Raw genomic sequence first — 16893 nt, 5'->3', positions numbered from 1 at the left:
TCGTATTTTGCCCAAAGGAGCGTGAGGAATTTGGTTAAAACAGTGTTTATTACAGGGGCGAACCGCGGGCTGGGATTGGGATTAGCTCGGGAATTGCTTAGCAAGGATTTTCTTGTATTCGCTGGAGTAAGGGCGGCGAATTCATTAGAACTGGAAGAGCTCAAGGCTGACTATCCAGACAGTCTTGAAATGGTAAGGATTGATGTAACCGACCAGGGTATGATTGAGCGGGCAAAAGCCGCTGTCGAAGAGCGGGCTAATAAGCTGGATTGGCTGATTAACAATGCCGCCATCCTGGGGAATGTTGAAGCGACAGCAAGGGGCCCGCTCGACTTCGGAGACATGATGGCTACATATAATACGAATACATTAGGGCCCCTCCGGGTTACGAATGCGTTCCTTCCCCTCCTTTTAAAAGGGGAATCCAAGCTGGTTGTCAATATCTCGTCAGAAGCCGGCAGCATCGCCGATTGCCAGCGGACCAACAACTTCAGCTATTGCATGTCAAAGGCAGCGCTGAACATGCAATCCAGCCTTGTCCACAACCAATTGAAGGAACTCGGCGGCGGCGTCCTCGTCCTCCACCCGGGCTGGGTCCAAACCTGCATGCCAGGCAAACTCGATACAGCCGCCACACTTACCCCCGCCCAATCTGCCAGCCAACTCGTCAACCTAATCACACAGAACGAAAAAAATATCCAACCAAAACCGCTTTTCCTCGATTACCAGGGAAGGCAGCTACCGTGGTGATGGAACATTAATTTAAAAGGTTTTTTGTAATAGAAAAGTAACTGCTAGAAAGTTGCGCAGGAATTGGGAAGGGAAACTGGGATTGAATTTAACAGACGAGGGAGACGGTGGTTGAGTTGGCGGGAGCCTCGGTTTACTGTTGAAAGGAGCGGGACAAAGGTTTTTTCTTTTGCGAGAAGGGGGAGCGAGCTTGCCTGTCGTAGGGAATTTAAGATGCGTAAGAGTAGCATTTTTGTTTTAAATATTCGGAATATTATATATAATTTTTAGTGTATTTCGTTTTGCTAAGTAGCTGTGTTTCCGGCTAGTTGGGACACAGCCCGGAAAACTGTGTTTATTTTGAAAGGGGGAGTTATTGTTTGAAGGGATTTGTGAAGAAAGCGGGATTTTTATTGCTGGCGGTTGGCCTGTTGTGGCAGTTTGGGGTTGCGGGGGAGGCATCTGCCGCTGCACCGCAAGGGAAGACTGAGCAGGTTAATAATGTGCTTGACCGGCTGGTGACGGTTCAGACTGTTGGGGATTATGATGACCAGGCAGCGAGGGACATGGTCTATCGGGTTTGGAATATCCATCCGAATATTCTCGTGGCATTGGATAAGGCGGGCGTTGAGGTGAAATTTATTAATTTCCCGCTGACTGACCTTCCGGAGTATGCCTACTTAAAAGGAGTTGTTCCGAGAGGCTGGGAGCATACGGGCTATACGTGGGATGATGTGCCTGGGGCTGGAGGGAAAACGGTTGTGGCCAGGATCGGCTATAGTGATTCGGGGAATATGCACAGCTCCCTCAATCTTGAACTGCATGAAACGGCACATGCGATTGATTATTATGTATTTGGCAATATCAGTTATTCGGAGGATTTCAAGAGAATTCATTCCGAGGAGAGGCTCGGCTTTTCGGACAATCCTTATTATTCCTATCCTGAGGAGTATTTCGCAGAAACCTTCGCCTATTATCATCGCGGGGAAGAGTCTCGGGAGCATCTGAAGGCAGTGGCACCAAAAACGTATGAATTTATGGACAAGCTTTATCGGAATATCCCGAACCATGGAAGGGAAACCGCAAAGGAGCGTTCTGCAAAAATGCAGGAATATCGGGTTCATCCGCTGGCTTCTTAGGGGGATTAGCAGACAGCTCTGCTTATGCTCAGAGCTAGCTTTTTAGAGAGAAGGCTGTGAAGTTATTAATGAATAGCTAGAGGATTCTGAAAGAATTGAATTGACTGCTTGCCGGCTTTTGCCTGGCAGGCAGTTTTTTTGCGAGGCATATTTCATTATTTGGAACTGGAAGTTTATGAACGTGAGTGGGATAGAGAACCATTCACTAAAGCCGAGGGAAGAAGTCCAAGCGGTGCGGTTCTCTTAATGCCGTTCCTTTACAGCCTTGCGTTTGTCTGTTTGTTTGTCCATGACTTGATTAGGGTAGGAGAAAAGCGGTACAAACCTACATAATGCAGGAGGAGGGACTGGGATGAAGGAAGACCGTAATATGGAGAAGGACAGGAAACAGCAGCAGCTTGATCAGTTCAAGGTGGATGACCAGGGACAGAAGATGACTACGAATCAGGGGCTGAGGGTTTCTGGGGATGAGTTTTCCCTTAAAGCAGGTGACCGGGGCCCGACATTGATGGAGGATTTCCACTTCCGTGAAAAAATGACCCATTTTGACCATGAGAGAATTCCGGAAAGGGTTGTGCACGCCCGCGGATTTGCGGCACACGGTGAGTTTCAGGTGTATGAGTCGATGAAAGAATTCACAAAAGCGAAATTTCTGCAGGACCCGTCTGTCAAGACGCCTGTGTTTGTGCGCTTTTCGACAGTGGCAGGTTCGCGCGGCTCGGCTGAAACGGTGCGGGATGTGCGCGGTTTTGCTACTAAGTTCTATACGGAAGAAGGCAATTATGACTTGGTGGGAAACAACATGCCGGTCTTTTTCATTCAGGATGCGATTAAGTTTCCCGACCTTATCCATGCAGTGAAGCCCGAACCTCATAACGAAATGCCCCAGGCGGCTTCTGCGCACGACACATTTTGGGATTTTGTCGCTAATAACCAGGAGTCTGCCCATATGATTATGTGGCATCTGTCCGACCGGGCAATTCCAAGGAGTTTTCGGATGATGGAAGGGTTTGGTGTCCATACTTTCCGATTTGTGAATGAAGATGGGAAGTCCCATTTTGTAAAATTCCATTGGAAGCCGGTACTCGGAATCCATTCCCTTGTATGGGATGAGGCTCAAAAAATCGCCGGGAAAGACCCTGATTTCCATCGCCGCGATTTGTATGAAGCCATCGAGATGGGCAATTTCCCTGAATATGAATTTGGCGTCCAAATGGTTCCAGAAGAGGATGAATTCAATTTTGATTTCGATATCCTTGATCCGACAAAAGTTTGGCCTGAGGAGGATATTCCGGTCAGGATTGTCGGAAAAATGACCTTGAACCGAAATGTGGACAATGTATTTGCCGAGACGGAGCAGGTCGCTTTCCATCCAGGACATGTTGTGCCAGGCATTGATTTCACAAATGATCCGCTTTTGCAGGGACGATTGTTCTCGTATACCGATACACAGTTGATCCGCCTCGGCGGCCCGAATTTTCATGAACTTCCGATCAACCGCCCGGTCTGTCCTTTCCATAACAACCAGCGGGACGGATATGGCCGGCAAACCATTAACACCGGAAAGGTGAGCTACCACAACAACTCGCTTGCCGCTAACACCCCTTCGCCAGCGAGTGAAGAGGAAGGCGGGTATGTACATTACCAAGAAAAAATTGATGGGCGCAAAATACGTGCGCGCAGCGAGAGCTTTAAGGACCATTTCTCACAAGCGGCGATGTTTTGGAACAGTATGAGCCCTCCTGAAAAACAGCATATCATCGAGGCGTTCAGCTTTGAGCTTGGAAAAGTGATGAGCCCATCCGTCCGGCAGCAGGTCGTCGACATGTTCGCCAATGTCAGTACCGAACTCGCTGCGGCTTTTGCAGTCAATATTGGCGCGGTCCCTCCAGAAGGGAATACCTTGGCGGCAGAAAAATCTTCTCCGGCCCTTAGTCAGGAAAACAGCAAGAAGTCGCCACGTTCACGGAAAGTAGGCGTTCTCATTGACAACGGCTTTAACGGTGCCGAAGTGAAGGAAATCCTGAACAGCCTGACCGGGAAGGGCATCATTCCAGAGTTCGTGAGCGGGACGCTTAACAACGTGGTTGGAGACGATGGAACAGAGCTTCCTGTCCACCATACTTTCCTGACTGCCGATCCTGTACTGTTCGATGCCCTATACGTTGTTGGCGGCAAGGATTTAACCGAATTGTTCCATCAGAAAGCGTCCTACTTCATCAATGAAGCGTTTAAGCACTTCAAGCCGATCGGAGCTACCCTTGAAGGTGGCGCGTTGCTGGAAGAAGGCGGCATAGCTGGAATGCCGGGAGTTGTCCTTAGCGAGGATGCCGAAATATTCAGCAAAGAATTCATTGATGCAATTGCAGCCCATCGCCATTGGAATAGAGCAACAATAAAATAAAAAAACAAGCTGCAGCGGAAAAACCGCGGCAGCTTGTTTTATTTTCATGAAGCAAGGGACGTTGCCAGCGCTTTATTCAGGGCTCCGAATGAAGAAATGGAATCATCCCTTTGCTTACATTATTTTGCTGTTGCAAGGCTCGGGTTGTCCGGGCGTTTAATGACAATCTGCAGGACGAGCAATACAGCGAATGTGGCAAGGCCAATGATGTCAGTAATTTTTTCAGGATTGATGAGCAGGAGGCCTGCAGCAATACCAACCAGCCTTTCAATCAGGTAGAGTCTTCTGTACCAGTAGCCGATGATACCGGCTCCGATAGCCATCATGCCTGTTAACGCTGTGAACACAACCCAGATTATAGTAGGGATGGTCGTGTCGATCATTAATAGTTCAGGCGACATGACGAACATATACGGGATGATAAAAGCGGCGATGGCCAGCTTTGCCGAGTTCACCCCGGTTTTAAGCGGTTCCCCGCCGGATACACCCGCTGCTGCAAACGCGGCCAGGGCAACTGGCGGAGTGATGTCCGCAATGATCCCAAAATAGAAAACAAATAAGTGCGCAGACAAATCAGGTACTCCCAATAGGATGATGGCTGGTGCTGCGATTGTTGATGTAATTACATAGTTTGCCGTTGTTGGAGATCCCATGCCAAGCACAAGGGATGCCAGCATTGTGAAGGCTAGGGTCGGCAGCAATGCGCCGCCAGCCAAATCAAGCAGTCCGTTGGCGAGCTTCAATCCAAGGCCAGTTTTCGTTACGACACCAACGATGATTCCGGCTGCAGCTGTCGCGGCAGCCACCCCAAGCGCGGTCCGGGCACCATCGACAAGCGCTTCGATAATCCCTCTGATTCCAATCCTTGTATCCTTCCTAATAGCGCTGACAAGGACGGTTATAACAATTGCCCAAAGAGCGGCTCTCATGACGCTTATCCCTGACATCATCAGGATTATGACCGCGAGAATCGGGATGAGCAGATAGATTTTTTTCAGTACTTCTCTTCTGTTCGGCATTTCTTCATCTGTCAATCCCCGGAGCCCGATCCGTTTTGCCTCGAAGTGGGTCATGATCCAAATGCCTGTAAAATAGAGCAATGCTGGAATGGCAGCCGCCTTGGCGATATCCCAGTAGGTAATTCCGCCACCGATAAATTCAACCATCAGAAAGGCAGCGGCGCCCATGACTGGCGGCATGAGCTGTCCGCCGGTAGAAGCAGCTGCTTCTACAGCACCGGCAAATTCCTTTTTATAGCCGAGCTTTTTCATCATCGGGATGGTGAAAGATCCTGATGTGACGACGTTTGCAACCGAACTTCCGCTGATGGTCCCCTGAAGGGCGCTTGAGAAAATAGCAACCTTTGCCGGGCCTCCTGTTCTTTTGCCGGCAATGGATACTGCCAAATCATTGAAATACTGTCCAACTCCTGTCTTGACGAGAAATGCACCGAATAACAGGAAGAGGAAAATGAAGGTCGCGGAAACCCCAAGCGGAGTGCCGAGAATTCCTTCTGTCGTAAAAAACATTGTCTGGACCAGTCTATCCAAATCAAGCCCTCTATGTGCCAAGAAGCCCGGCATGTAAGGGCCGAAAAGGGCATACATCATAAAAACAAGTGCAATGATTGTAATGGGAAGCCCGACTGCCCTTCGTGTTGCTTCTAGAACAAGGACGATGGCCAATAGCCCCACATAAAAATCAAGCGGCGTCAGTTGGCCGACTCTGTTGACAATATCTTCGATCATTAACGGCCAATAAGCCCCGACCCCTATGGACAGAACTGCCAGGATGATATCGTACCAGGCAACACTGTGGCGGGCGATGTTCTTTCTCCGTGCGGGAAAGAGGAGGAAGATAAGGGCCAGCGCAAAGCCAAGATGAATGGAGCGCTGGAGTTGGGCTGTCAACGGATGGATTGTTGAAGTCCAGAGCTGGAATAATGAAAAGGAGAGGAGTCCTAAAAAGACTATCCATCCCAATATTCCTGATAATTTTCTCGTCCCTGCTTCGGGATCATATTTTTCCAGCAGCGCTTGCTGCTCTTGTTCTGATAACGTCCCCTCATGTATGTTCAAGGATGTTCACTCCTTTCAATTGTTGCCAGGTATTTATTTTTTTGACCATAATCCGGACCCATGTCCCAGGTGTGATCGACTCCGAGAGTGGATACTCTTTCCCTTGAAAAATCACCCGGTGATTGGCACGGACTTTTCCGGTCCGAAGATCAAAAAATGGAAATATCCTGTTCATGTCTTTAATGTAAAATTTGCCATCCTTCTGTTCAAACCTTTCCCCTTCTGATGCATCTGCCGGCATACCGATTGCGAAATCCATGTATTCAAGCTCATATTGGCGGATTTCCTGTTTTTTCGTCACTTCATAGCTTTCCACCACATCTGTCAAATGGATGGAGTGTGTGTACTTCATTTTAAATTTGTGTTCTTTTGATAAGGGGATATAGGCAAGGACCTGATCCGTGTTTTGATATTGAAAAATAATAGCCTGTTTGTATGGTATGAATAGCACGATGGCGATGAATAGAATAATGAGGGGGAACAGATAAGCTGGAGGCCTTCTCTGCCAGACTTTTTTCATGGAAAACCCCGCCTGTCCTTTTTCGCTGCAAAAAGCTTTTCTTATTGGATATCGTTTTCCTCCATGCAGCCGGTTTAATAAAAAGAGGCCGCGGCTGGCCGGCCTGGTTTTGCAATTTAGCCGTTAAAGACAGCTTGACCGGGCACGGTCCCTGTTACGGTGCCATGTCCCGGCCAAGTTTTTTCAGTCATCTCAATCAATACTATTCGGAAGCTTTGATGCCTTTTTCGTCATAATATTTTTGCGCGCCTGGATGGACTTCGATTCCTACTCCGTTAAGGGCGTTTTCAGGCTTGATGACTTTACCTTTTGCATGAGTGACCTTGTCAAGGTTTTCAAAGATTGCCTTTGTAATATCGTAGACTACATCTTTGGAAAGGTCAGAGGAAACGGCTAGCATTGCCTGGACAGCGACTGTCGGAACAGCTTCTTTTAGCCCATAGACATTTGATGGTACCTCATCCTTGATATAATAAGGATACTTTTCAATTAGCTTTGCTGCTTTATCCGCATCAACTGGAACAATAACAACCTTTTCAGTAGCAGCCAGTCCTTCGACTGCACCGGTTGGAGTTCCGGCTGTAACGAACGCAGCATCAATTGTGCCGTCCTGGATTCCGGATACAGACTCATCGAAAGAAAGGTCCTGTTTCTTGATATCGCTAAGAGAAAGACCATAAATTTCAAGGATTTGTTCTGCATTAGCCGCTGTTCCAGAGCCCGGGGCGCCGATTGAAACTTTTTTGCCCTTAAGATCATCAACCGTTTTAATGCCGGACTTTTCGGTTGTCACGATTTGGATTGTTTCTGGATATAAAGTCCCGATCGCCTGGACATTGTCTACTGCTTTGTCTTTAAACATCAGCTTTCCTTCTTTAGCGTAAGAAGCGATATCGGTCTGAGTGAACGCGATTTCTCCGCCCCCGTCCTTCAAGGTCTGCATGTTTTCAGCAGATGCGCCAGTCGTCTGGGCTGTCGTTTCGATTCCGGTTTCATCCGAAATGATATTTGCAAAAGTTCCTCCAAGCGGATAGTATGTACCGCCAGTCCCACCAGTCAGAATGCTAATATACTTAGGCTTCTCACCGCTGTCCCCTTTGTCCTTCTTGCCCCCATCAGTTTTCTCATTTCCCCCACCGCATGCAGCTAGCAGCATAGAAAGCGCTAACATTAACACTAGAAATAAATTCTTCTTTTTCATAATTTCCCCCTTGTTAATATTTAGTATAATCAAAATAATTTTAACATACCGATAATTATTGAATCAATCTTTAAGTGTCTCTTATTTGTCTCCTCAAATAGTTATCCACCTAAAGAAATCCTCCATGGTTCCCTCAATGAAAGATTTTGTTTCCCCTTGCACGTCTTTTTCTGATTTCCCTCTTAAATAAAACAGTGAAAAATGGCAAAACTGAATATGATAGGGGCCTACTATGCTGAATGGGGTGACTTGATGGATCCGATTGTGGAGGTTAGGAGTGTTTCAAAAATTTTCGGCAAGTCTCCGAAGGCGGCGATTGATTTATTAAGGCAGGGCAAGTCGAAAAAGGAGATTTTGAAAAGGACGGGGCAGACGGTTGGCGTCAATAATGTCAATTTTGAGATATATCCAGGTGAGATCTTTGTGATTATGGGGTTGTCGGGGAGCGGGAAGTCGACGTTGATCCGGATGTTTAACAGGCTGATTGATCCGACAATTGGCGAAATTTTGATCGACAATGAAGATATTGTCAAGATGAATAGCGCCCGCTTAAGGGAGGTCAGGCAGAAGAAGATTAGCATGGTGTTTCAAAATTTTGCCCTTTTTCCGCATAAGACGATTGTGGAGAATGCGGAGTATGGCCTGGAAATCAAGAAAGTGCCCGCGGAGGAGCGCCGTGAAAAAGCGATGAAGGCATTGGCAAGTGTCGGCTTGAAGGGCTACGAAAATCAGCTGCCGTCCCAGTTAAGCGGCGGGATGCAGCAGAGGGTGGGCCTTGCCCGGGCGCTTGCGAGTGATACGGATATCATTTTGATGGATGAAGCCTTCAGTGCGCTTGATCCGTTAATCCGGAAGGATATGCAGGATGAGTTGATTGAGATTCAGGAACAGTATAAGAAAACGATCATTTTTATTACCCATGACCTGGATGAGGCGCTCCGAATCGGCGATCGCATTGCTCTGATGAAAGACGGCAGCGTCATCCAACTGGGCACACCGGAGCAAATTATGATGCAGCCTGCGAATGAATTCGTCGAGAAGTTTGTTGAGGATGTCGACTTATCGAAGGTATTGACGGCCTCACATGTGATGAAGAGGCCGGAAATCATTCATGTGGACCGTGGCCCGAGGGTAGCTTTGGAAATTATGCGGAAGCAAGGGTATTCCAGCATTTTTGTTGTGGACCGCCGCAGGAGGCTCCTTGGGGCGTTGACCGCTGAACAGGCCCGGCAGGCGATTGATCATAACCAGTCGATTTCAGATGTGATGTCAACCGACATTCCGACGGTTGCCGAGGGGACTTTGCTGGCGGATCTGATGGATACAATTGCGACTTCAAGCCTGCCGATTTCGGTTATCGATGAAGAGAAGAGAATAAAAGGAATTATTGTCCGCGGGGCAGTTATTGGCGCATTGGCAGGCAATAAAGATTCCCTTAATGAGATGGGAAGTGAGTGACTACATGAATATCCCGAAAATCCCACTGGGGAAATGGATTGATTCGCTGGTTGAGTGGATCACGGTCGTCTTTGCCGGTTTGTTTTCCTTTATCACAGCTGTCATCGATGGGTTATTGCAAATCATAGTCGATGTGCTTAGTGCCGGCCCTCCGCTTGTATTGATTTTAATATTGGCACTTTTGGTTGCCTATACGAGCAGATGGCCGCTCGGAATTTTTACGCTCTTGAGTTTGCTGCTGATAGAGAATCTCGGCTATTGGGATTCGACGATCGAAACACTTGCCATTGTGTTAGTGTCTGGATTTTTGACAATCGTGATCGGCATTCCGCTTGGAATATGGTGTGCGCAAAACAGGACTGTGCAGAGGATTGTTACACCGATTTTGGATTTCATGCAGACAATGCCTGCCTTTGTTTATTTGATACCATCCATTTTGTTTTTTGGCATCGGGGTTGTACCCGGGATTATAGCTTCGTTTATTTTTGCGATTTCACCGACAATCCGGATGACGAATCTAGGGATTCAGGAAGTACCAAAAGACCTGATAGAAGCGTCGGACGCTTTTGGATCGACAAGCGGGCAAAAACTGCTGAAGGTCCAAATTCCGCTCGCTACTCCAACAATATTGGCAGGCGTCAACCAAAGCATTATGCTCGCCCTGTCGATGGTTGTAACGGCTTCGTTAGTCGGGGCACCCGGACTTGGGGCGGATGTTTACCGGGCAGTCAGCCAAATCAATGTAGGCCAAGGGTTTGAGGCAGGATTGTCGATTGTCTTTATCGCGATTATTCTTGACCGGCTCTCGCAAAACCTGCGCAAGCCAGCATATGGACATGTTATTAAAGGGAAATTTGTGTTTGTATTGTTCGCGTTGCTCTTCGTCGTCACTGCACTTGTTCAAGGATTCGCTCAGGAAAAGGCTGTGCCAGGAAACCCTGAAGGAATTGGCGCGCAAACGAATCATAAAATTATCGGAATTGAGCCGGGTGCAGGCATCATGGCACAGACCGGCAAAGCGGTTGATGAGTACGGGCTGGGCCAGTGGAACGTTGTTGAAGGTTCATCTGCAGCCATGATTGCCGAATTGCAGAAGGCTTATAAAAACCGGAAGCCGATTATTGTCACCGGCTGGTCACCGCACTGGATGTTTTCTTCGTTTGATTTGAAATATCTTGATGATCCGAAGGGGGTATTCGGCGGGTCGGAAGGAATTCATACGATTGTCAGGAAAGGACTTGAAAAGGACGCTCCCGGCGCTTACAAAATCCTGGATCAGTTTAATTGGGAGACTGGTGATATGGAAGCCGTCATGCTCGATATCGAAAAAGGAATGGAGCCGGCAGAAGCAGCTGAAAAGTGGATTGGCGGAAATCGGGAGAAGGTCTCTGCGTGGACAAAAGGTGCCCGAGCGGGGAAGGGTGAGCGTATTAACCTCGTTTATGTGGCCTGGGATACGGAAATCGCCAGTACGAATATGGTTGGGAAGGTGCTGGAGCAAAATGGTTATCAGGTGAATCTCAGCCAGGTGGAAGTGGGCCCGATGTTCGCAGGGGTCGCCAACGGCAGTGCCGATGCCATGGTAGGCGCATGGCTGCCGAGCACACACCGCGAATATTACAATACTTATAAAAGAAAATTTGTTGATCTAGGCGTCAACCTCGAAGGAACTAAGCTCGGGTTGGTCGTGCCTGAATACGTAAAAATTAACTCAATTGACGATTTGAAATAGGTTAGGGAGTGGCATAGGAGCCACTCCCGATTTTTTGTTTTGGAGATGCATGAGGACAGCTCCAGCGCTTACTTTGGGTGTCGAATGATGATGCGGAAATGCTATTTGTTTCATATTTAATATATGTTTGTGTTTGTTTTTGTGATTGGGAAGGGGATAGTGTAGAATAATGATAAGAAAATTCTGCCATTTTTGCGAAAGGGGGTGGTTTGTTTGGTTGGAGTCATTAAAATTCTGGTCATGAATTTGGCTTCGCTGATTGTTCTGGCTTTTTTTTTCAGTACATGCACCGGAAGACGTATGTTAAGCCTTCACGGCGCAGTATCCTGATTTTTTTATCGTTGGGCGCTTTTGTCTCTTTGGCATTGTCGTTTACTTTTAACGATATGATTCGCTATGATTTGCGGCAGGTTCCCCTCATTATTGGCGGTTTGTATTTGGGACCTGGAGCAGCGGCGATATTATACGCCGTTCTGATTGGTTTTCGGGCTTATTTTGGAGTAGATACCGGATTCTGGCTAGCAATTTTTATTCATGGCGCTCAGACTATGGCAATTGTTTACTTACATAACTGGTTCATGAAGCAGGCTCCTAATAAAAAGGTATTGCTCGTTGTTTTCCTATCGTTGGTTTCTTCAGTTGGATTAATGATATTCATGTATTTACTTGGTTACACTCTTGGATGGCTTGAGTGGGGAACTTATATTTTCGGCTGTTCCTTCGTTGCCGGAATAACAACGGCAATCATTGAAACCGAGAAAGTGAATTTCTTTTTGAAAGAAAGAGCTTTAGGCATTGTAAAAATGGAGACAATCAGCCAAATGAGCGCATCCATTTCCCATGAAGTCCGAAATCCCCTGACCTCCGTGAAAGGATTCCTCCAACTCCTGGGTGAGCCCGGGTTCTCGGAGCAGAAACGAAGTGATTTTGTCGGCATTGCAATACAGGAACTCGAACGGGCTGAGCGAATCATTACAGATTTTTTAACCTTGGCCAAACCAAATGAGCAAAGCTTTGAACTTGTCAATCTTTCAAAAGAACTGGCACATATCGTCAAGGTATTTGAACCGATGACCAATATGGCGTCCATCATTGTGAAAGCCAAATTAGAGGACGATATTTTTATCAAAGGTGACCGCTTCCAGCTTCATCAGTGCATCTTCAACCTTCTGAAAAATGCAAAAGAAGCGATGCCGGACGGCGGGGAAATGACCATCCTCCTCAAAAAGAATACGGATAAAGCAATCATACATATTAATGATACAGGCTTCGGAATGACCGAAGAACAAATTAAACAATACGGTGAGCCATACTTCAGCACAAAAGGAACTCAAGGAACAGGACTTGGCACCATGGTCTCCTCCGCCGTCATTAAAGCCCACAAAGGCACCATAAACGTCACAAGCCAACCCAACAAAGGCACCACCATCACCCTCACCCTGCCAAAAATGGAGCCGGAGTGATGGATTTGCTATCGTGGTGATGCAGGGGGAAGGTTTCACTGCCACATTCTGAACCCGAATGTAGCACTGGAATCGTCCTTTTGCTTTATTGAAAAAAATACGATTCACCAGTCAGGTTTGGTATAGTGAAGATAGTAAACTTGTTTAAGACTTTTAGTTGTTTATATAAGGGGAATCGGTGATGAGGGAGCTTTCGAGCAGGAGCGGAAGTGTGGAGAAGGCGCTGGGTATTTTGGAGTGTTTTGATATGAAGCATGCTTCTCTGAGTTTGGAAGAGTTGTCGGCGATGACAGGCTTTCCAAAGCCGACTGTGTTCCGGATGATTTGTTCGCTGGAGAAGTTCGGGTATATCCGGCGGACGGAAAAGGAGGGGCGGCTGCGGTTCCAGCTTGGGATGGTTTTTTTAGAGAAGAGCCAAATTGTGAACAGCCAACTGGATATCCGTGCGTTAGCGAAAAACGAGATGTTGCGGCTGCGAAATGAAACGAATCTATCGGTGCAATTGGCGGTCCGGGATGTGTGCGATGCGGTGTATATAGAGCAGTTCGAAGCATTGAAGCTGATCCGGGTGTTTCCTCAAGTTGGCAGGAGGGTGCCGCTTTATGCGGCTGCATGTCCACGGGTGCTGCTGGCGGCACTCCCGGAGGAGGAGCAGATGGCGATTCTTGCCGGGGCGGACTACCAGCCGTTCACGCAGCAATCAAAAACGGACCAGAAACAGATTCTTGCGGAGCTTGCAGCGATTGCCCGGAATGGATATGCGGTGAGCAGGGGGGAACTATACGAAGGGACGATTGCTGTCGCTGTGCCAATCAGGAACATCAATTCCGAGGTGCTTGCGGCGCTGAGCATCATCGGGACCGAGCAGGACTTCGAAGATGTGAAGATGGAGTCCTATATAGAAAAGCTGCAGCATGCCGCGGCAAAAATTGAAGAACGGCTTTTGTGAAAACACTCCTTAGGGGTGTTTTTTCGTTTTGCTAGGATAAGTTTACAGGATTTGAAATAATCTTTTTGGATATATAATCTAAATATTTCGATAAAATTGGTTGACGAACAATTGTTTTAGTGTAAAATTACACTAAAAGGGAGGTGGTGGTATATTTTACTTATTAACTAAGACGGTTACATATTCATAAAATAATGACTTAACTAGTTGTTTAATATCAAATTTGTCCTGAAAGGATTGTTGTATATGAAGAAGCTTCTCGCTTTAATTTTGCCGGGATTAATTATCTTAATGTTTATCTGGATCGATTCAAAGTTTCCTGAAAGCAAATATGTTTTAGTGGGGATTTACTTCCTCTTTCCTGTCCTATTTATCCTTCAAGGATATTTGGCGTCACCTTCAAAAGAAACCTTGGCCTTCGGACTTTTACTGTCAGCATTGGCGGTCATTGTACCAATCTCCATCTGGTACAATATTGGGAATATGATGGTTCCAGTTATCATCTATATTATCTTGGGAATAGGATCTTTCTTTTTGTTCGGCAAAAAATAATTTCACCGCCTTCAAGTCGTCGAAAGACGGCTTTTTTATTTAGAAAGAATTTTTTAAATATTTTGTCGAATAAAGAAGGAATTCTCCTCTGAGTGGCTAATATATAGAGAAAGCTTTTTGTAATAATGAAATATATATTTCAAATAATGAAATAGGGGGTAAGAGAATGAAGTCAGAAGTGTCGGTTCCAGTTTCTGTCGCAGAGCAAGGTAAGCTGAACAGGGGATTGGGATTTGTTGATTTGTGGAGCGTCGGGGTCGGAGCGCTGATAGGAGGAGGAATTTTTACGGTAATCGGCCCTGCGGTTGCCCAGGCGGGTCCGGCGCTATTCGTAGCATTCCTGATTGCAGGAGTAATTGCGATATTGTCGTGCATGAGCTATGCGGAGCTGGCATCAATCTGGCCATATGAAGGGGCGTCATACGCATATTCGAAATTCGCCTTTACACCGATTCACAAGGATTTGGGGAGGTTGATGGCGCTTTGGTGTTCAGGATTGTATTTCCTGTCATTCGCGTTTGCGGCTGGCGCCGTGAACCTTGGTTTTGCGGGCTACTTCAATTATATTTTCCCGTCGCTGCCGACAACTGTGGTGGCGCCGGCAATTTCAATCGCAATTACCGGGCTATTGCTGCTGGGTATTAAAGCAACTGGCAAAATTAATACATTCTTTTCGATCATCCAGGTCGTGTCTTTATTTGCAATTGCAGTCATTACTATTTTCCATAACCCGACCGGGCCTTTCAAAATCGCTGAGTTTTTACCAAATGGCTGGACAGGAGTATTTGCTGCGACTGCATTGATCGCTTTTGGCCAAATGCAGGTTGAAGCGGTGCTGACACTGGGAGAAGAGGCAAAGAATCCAAGGCGGAACTTGCCGCTCGCACAGATTTCGGCGCTTGTCACGGTGGTTATCTTGTATTGCCTAACAGGGTTTGGTGTTGTTTCAGCAGCCGATCCGGTTCTGCTGGCAAGCTCGGCTGCTCCTCTGTCGCTTGCCGTTGAAAACGTCCTGCCTGGAATTGGTGCGGTACTTATTGCTGTAGCGGCATTGACCGCTACTGGCACTTCGACTGTCGGCTGCCTGCTCGGTTCATCGAGAATGCTGTTCGCCGCTGCAAGGGAAAAAGCGGTGCCGCAGGTTTTAGGGCAGGTCAGCGCGAAGACCCACGTTCCTGTTTACGCCACGCTGTTCACGGGAGTGATTGCACTCGGAGCAACGTTAATGAGCACAATGGGATACGGCAAGGCGATTTCAATTGCAGTCGGCGCGGCCGTGTTCTCGAACTGGCTTATGATGGCAATCATGAATGTCGCCGTCATCGTGGTGCGGATCAAGCAGCCGCACATTAAAGCCCAGTTCCGTTATCCGTTGAATGTGAACAATATTCCAGTGCTCGCAATTATAGCGGCAATTGCCTCATTGTGGATCCTGACATTCATCGATACGATACCGTTGATGATCGGAACTTCGTGGCTCGTGCTAATCACCGCATTTTATTTCTTCTATTCAAGGAGCCGCTGGGATTATCTCGATGAAGAAGCGATGGAAAGGCTGAGTAATTAACCTATTATAGAAGAATCGGAATTTTGCCGGGAAGCGATTCGGGATTTGATTTGAATTATTGTAATTCATTTTTGAAAAGCTTACTTGAGCAAAATTATCGGAAAGGAATAAAGCTTATGCAGCCGCTTCCCTAGAATTACAGGGTCGAGAATTTTAAACTGTTGTTGTGCTGGCGATCAATTATGAAAGGAAGTTGCTTCATGAAAAGTGTATGGCTCCAGGAAAATAAATGGGAAGATGTCGAGCGCTATCTGCAAAAGAAGAAAACGATCATCGTGCCGGTCGGGAGTGTTGAGCAGCATGCTAAGCATTTGCCGCTAGGAACAGATTCATTCGTCGCGAATAAAGTAGCCGAGGATCTTGGCCAGCAGACGGAAACGCTCGTTGCTCCGCCGAACTGGGTCGGCTGGGCGCCTCACCACATGGCGTTTCCAGGAACGATCACATTGAGGCCGGAAACGCTCATCAACTTAATGTATGATATTTGTAAAAGCTTAATTTACCACGGTTTCGAGAAAATCCTTATTATCAATGGCCACCGGGAAGCCAACCTGCCGCCGCTCAAAATTGCGATTACGATGCTGCGGAACGAAACAGGCGCGTTCCTAGCTATAGCCGACCCGTTCTACATAGCCAAAAAAATCGGTGGCGAAATTAAAAAATCAGAACCAGGAGGCGCGGGCCATGCGGACGAAATGGAAACTTCCCATATGCTTCATCTCATGCCCGAGTTACTTGAAATGGACAAAGCTGTTAAAAACATTCATCTAAAGCATCCGTTCCTTCAGCACGACCCTTTCGTCGAAGGAGACACCATCTTTGTTCCAAGTGACGTAGCAGGGTATAGAGAAGGTTCAAAGAGCATCGGCGTTGTAGGGGACCCGACAGTTTCCACAGCTCAAAACGGAGAAACCTACCACAAAGAGTTAATGAAAAATCTAATCGAATTCGTAAGATACTGTGAAGAAGAAGTCCAAGTAGAAATCCGTAGCAGAGAAATACCTTTATGAGGAAGGGGATGGTTCCAAGGTTTCATTCGCAAGTTGAATGAAGCAATGGAACTGTCCTTTTTGCTTTGATTTTTTTAAGAAGTGAATAATA

Annotated in this window: 14 protein-coding genes; 11 read left to right on the top strand and 3 right to left on the bottom strand. The window is 47.0% G+C overall.

The annotated features are described in order from the left end of the window. Positions 1-30 precede the first annotated feature (30 nt). From BN1002_RS16660 to BN1002_RS16650, 4 genes are all read left to right on the top strand, one after another. The gene (locus BN1002_RS16660) at positions 31-750 is read left to right on the top strand and encodes an SDR family oxidoreductase (RefSeq protein ID WP_048828010.1); all 720 of its coding nucleotides are present in this window, start codon (positions 31-33) and stop codon (positions 748-750) included. A gap of 359 nt (positions 751-1109) precedes the next feature. Then, entirely contained in the window at positions 1110-1868 is a 759-nt protein-coding gene (locus BN1002_RS16655) for an anthrax toxin lethal factor-related metalloendopeptidase (protein ID WP_231575046.1), read from the top strand. A gap of 138 nt (positions 1869-2006) precedes the next feature. Then, on the top strand, positions 2007-2201 hold the full coding sequence (locus BN1002_RS23865) for a hypothetical protein (protein WP_148362810.1): 195 nt from the start codon (positions 2007-2009) through the stop codon (positions 2199-2201). 19 nt (positions 2202-2220) lie between these two features. After that, positions 2221-4272, top strand: coding sequence for a catalase (locus BN1002_RS16650; RefSeq protein ID WP_048826665.1), 2052 nt, complete (start codon positions 2221-2223; stop codon positions 4270-4272). A gap of 119 nt (positions 4273-4391) precedes the next feature. Here the strand turns inward: BN1002_RS16650 and BN1002_RS16645 are convergent, their stop codons facing one another. The 3 genes from BN1002_RS16645 to BN1002_RS16635 all read right to left on the bottom strand — a co-directional run bounded on the left by BN1002_RS16645 (position 4392) and on the right by BN1002_RS16635 (position 8071). Further along, positions 4392-6350 (bottom strand): TRAP transporter permease, encoded by a 1959-nt coding sequence (locus BN1002_RS16645; RefSeq protein WP_048826664.1) that lies wholly within the window; start codon positions 6348-6350, stop codon positions 4392-4394. Beyond that, the gene (locus tag BN1002_RS16640; protein ID WP_048826663.1) at positions 6337-6870 is read right to left on the bottom strand and encodes a DUF1850 domain-containing protein; all 534 of its coding nucleotides are present in this window, start codon (positions 6868-6870) and stop codon (positions 6337-6339) included. The genes BN1002_RS16645 and BN1002_RS16640 overlap by 14 nt, the downstream gene beginning before the upstream one ends. Positions 6871-7072: 202 nt before the next feature. After that, positions 7073-8071: a TAXI family TRAP transporter solute-binding subunit gene (locus BN1002_RS16635; protein WP_048826659.1), complete on the bottom strand. Its 999-nt coding sequence runs from the start codon at positions 8069-8071 to the stop codon at positions 7073-7075. Positions 8072-8323: 252 nt separating this feature from the next. Between BN1002_RS16635 and BN1002_RS16630 the strand changes: the two genes are divergently transcribed. The 7 genes from BN1002_RS16630 to BN1002_RS16600 all read left to right on the top strand — a co-directional run bounded on the left by BN1002_RS16630 (position 8324) and on the right by BN1002_RS16600 (position 16802). Next, complete coding sequence (locus tag BN1002_RS16630; RefSeq protein ID WP_048826657.1) at positions 8324-9529, top strand: quaternary amine ABC transporter ATP-binding protein; 1206 nt, start codon at positions 8324-8326, stop codon at positions 9527-9529. Beyond that, positions 9522-11261, top strand: a complete 1740-nt coding sequence (locus tag BN1002_RS16625; RefSeq protein WP_231575045.1) for a glycine betaine ABC transporter substrate-binding protein — start codon at positions 9522-9524, stop codon at positions 11259-11261. The genes BN1002_RS16630 and BN1002_RS16625 overlap by 8 nt, the downstream gene beginning before the upstream one ends. A 284-nt stretch (positions 11262-11545) precedes the next feature. Next, a complete protein-coding gene (locus BN1002_RS16620; protein WP_082036269.1) occupies positions 11546-12724 on the top strand; it encodes an ATP-binding protein in 1179 nt (392 codons plus the stop codon). Between the two features lie 181 nt (positions 12725-12905). Then, entirely contained in the window at positions 12906-13673 is a 768-nt protein-coding gene (locus BN1002_RS16615; protein WP_048826652.1) for an IclR family transcriptional regulator, read from the top strand. 246 nt (positions 13674-13919) lie between these two features. Next, positions 13920-14225 carry a hypothetical protein gene (locus tag BN1002_RS16610; protein WP_048826651.1) on the top strand — a complete coding sequence of 102 codons (306 nt, stop codon included), beginning with the start codon at positions 13920-13922 and terminating at the stop codon, positions 14223-14225. Positions 14226-14391: 166 nt separating this feature from the next. After that, positions 14392-15792, top strand: coding sequence for an APC family permease (locus tag BN1002_RS16605; RefSeq protein WP_048826649.1), 1401 nt, complete (start codon positions 14392-14394; stop codon positions 15790-15792). A 200-nt stretch (positions 15793-15992) separates the two neighbouring features. Next, the gene (locus tag BN1002_RS16600; protein WP_048826647.1) at positions 15993-16802 is read left to right on the top strand and encodes a creatininase family protein; all 810 of its coding nucleotides are present in this window, start codon (positions 15993-15995) and stop codon (positions 16800-16802) included. Positions 16803-16893: the final 91 nt, after the last annotated feature.

The organism is Bacillus sp. B-jedd (assembly GCF_000821085.1).
Classification (GTDB): Bacteria; Bacillota; Bacilli; order Bacillales; family Cytobacillaceae; genus Bacillus_D.
This window is presented reverse-complemented; position numbering and strand designations above follow the sequence as displayed.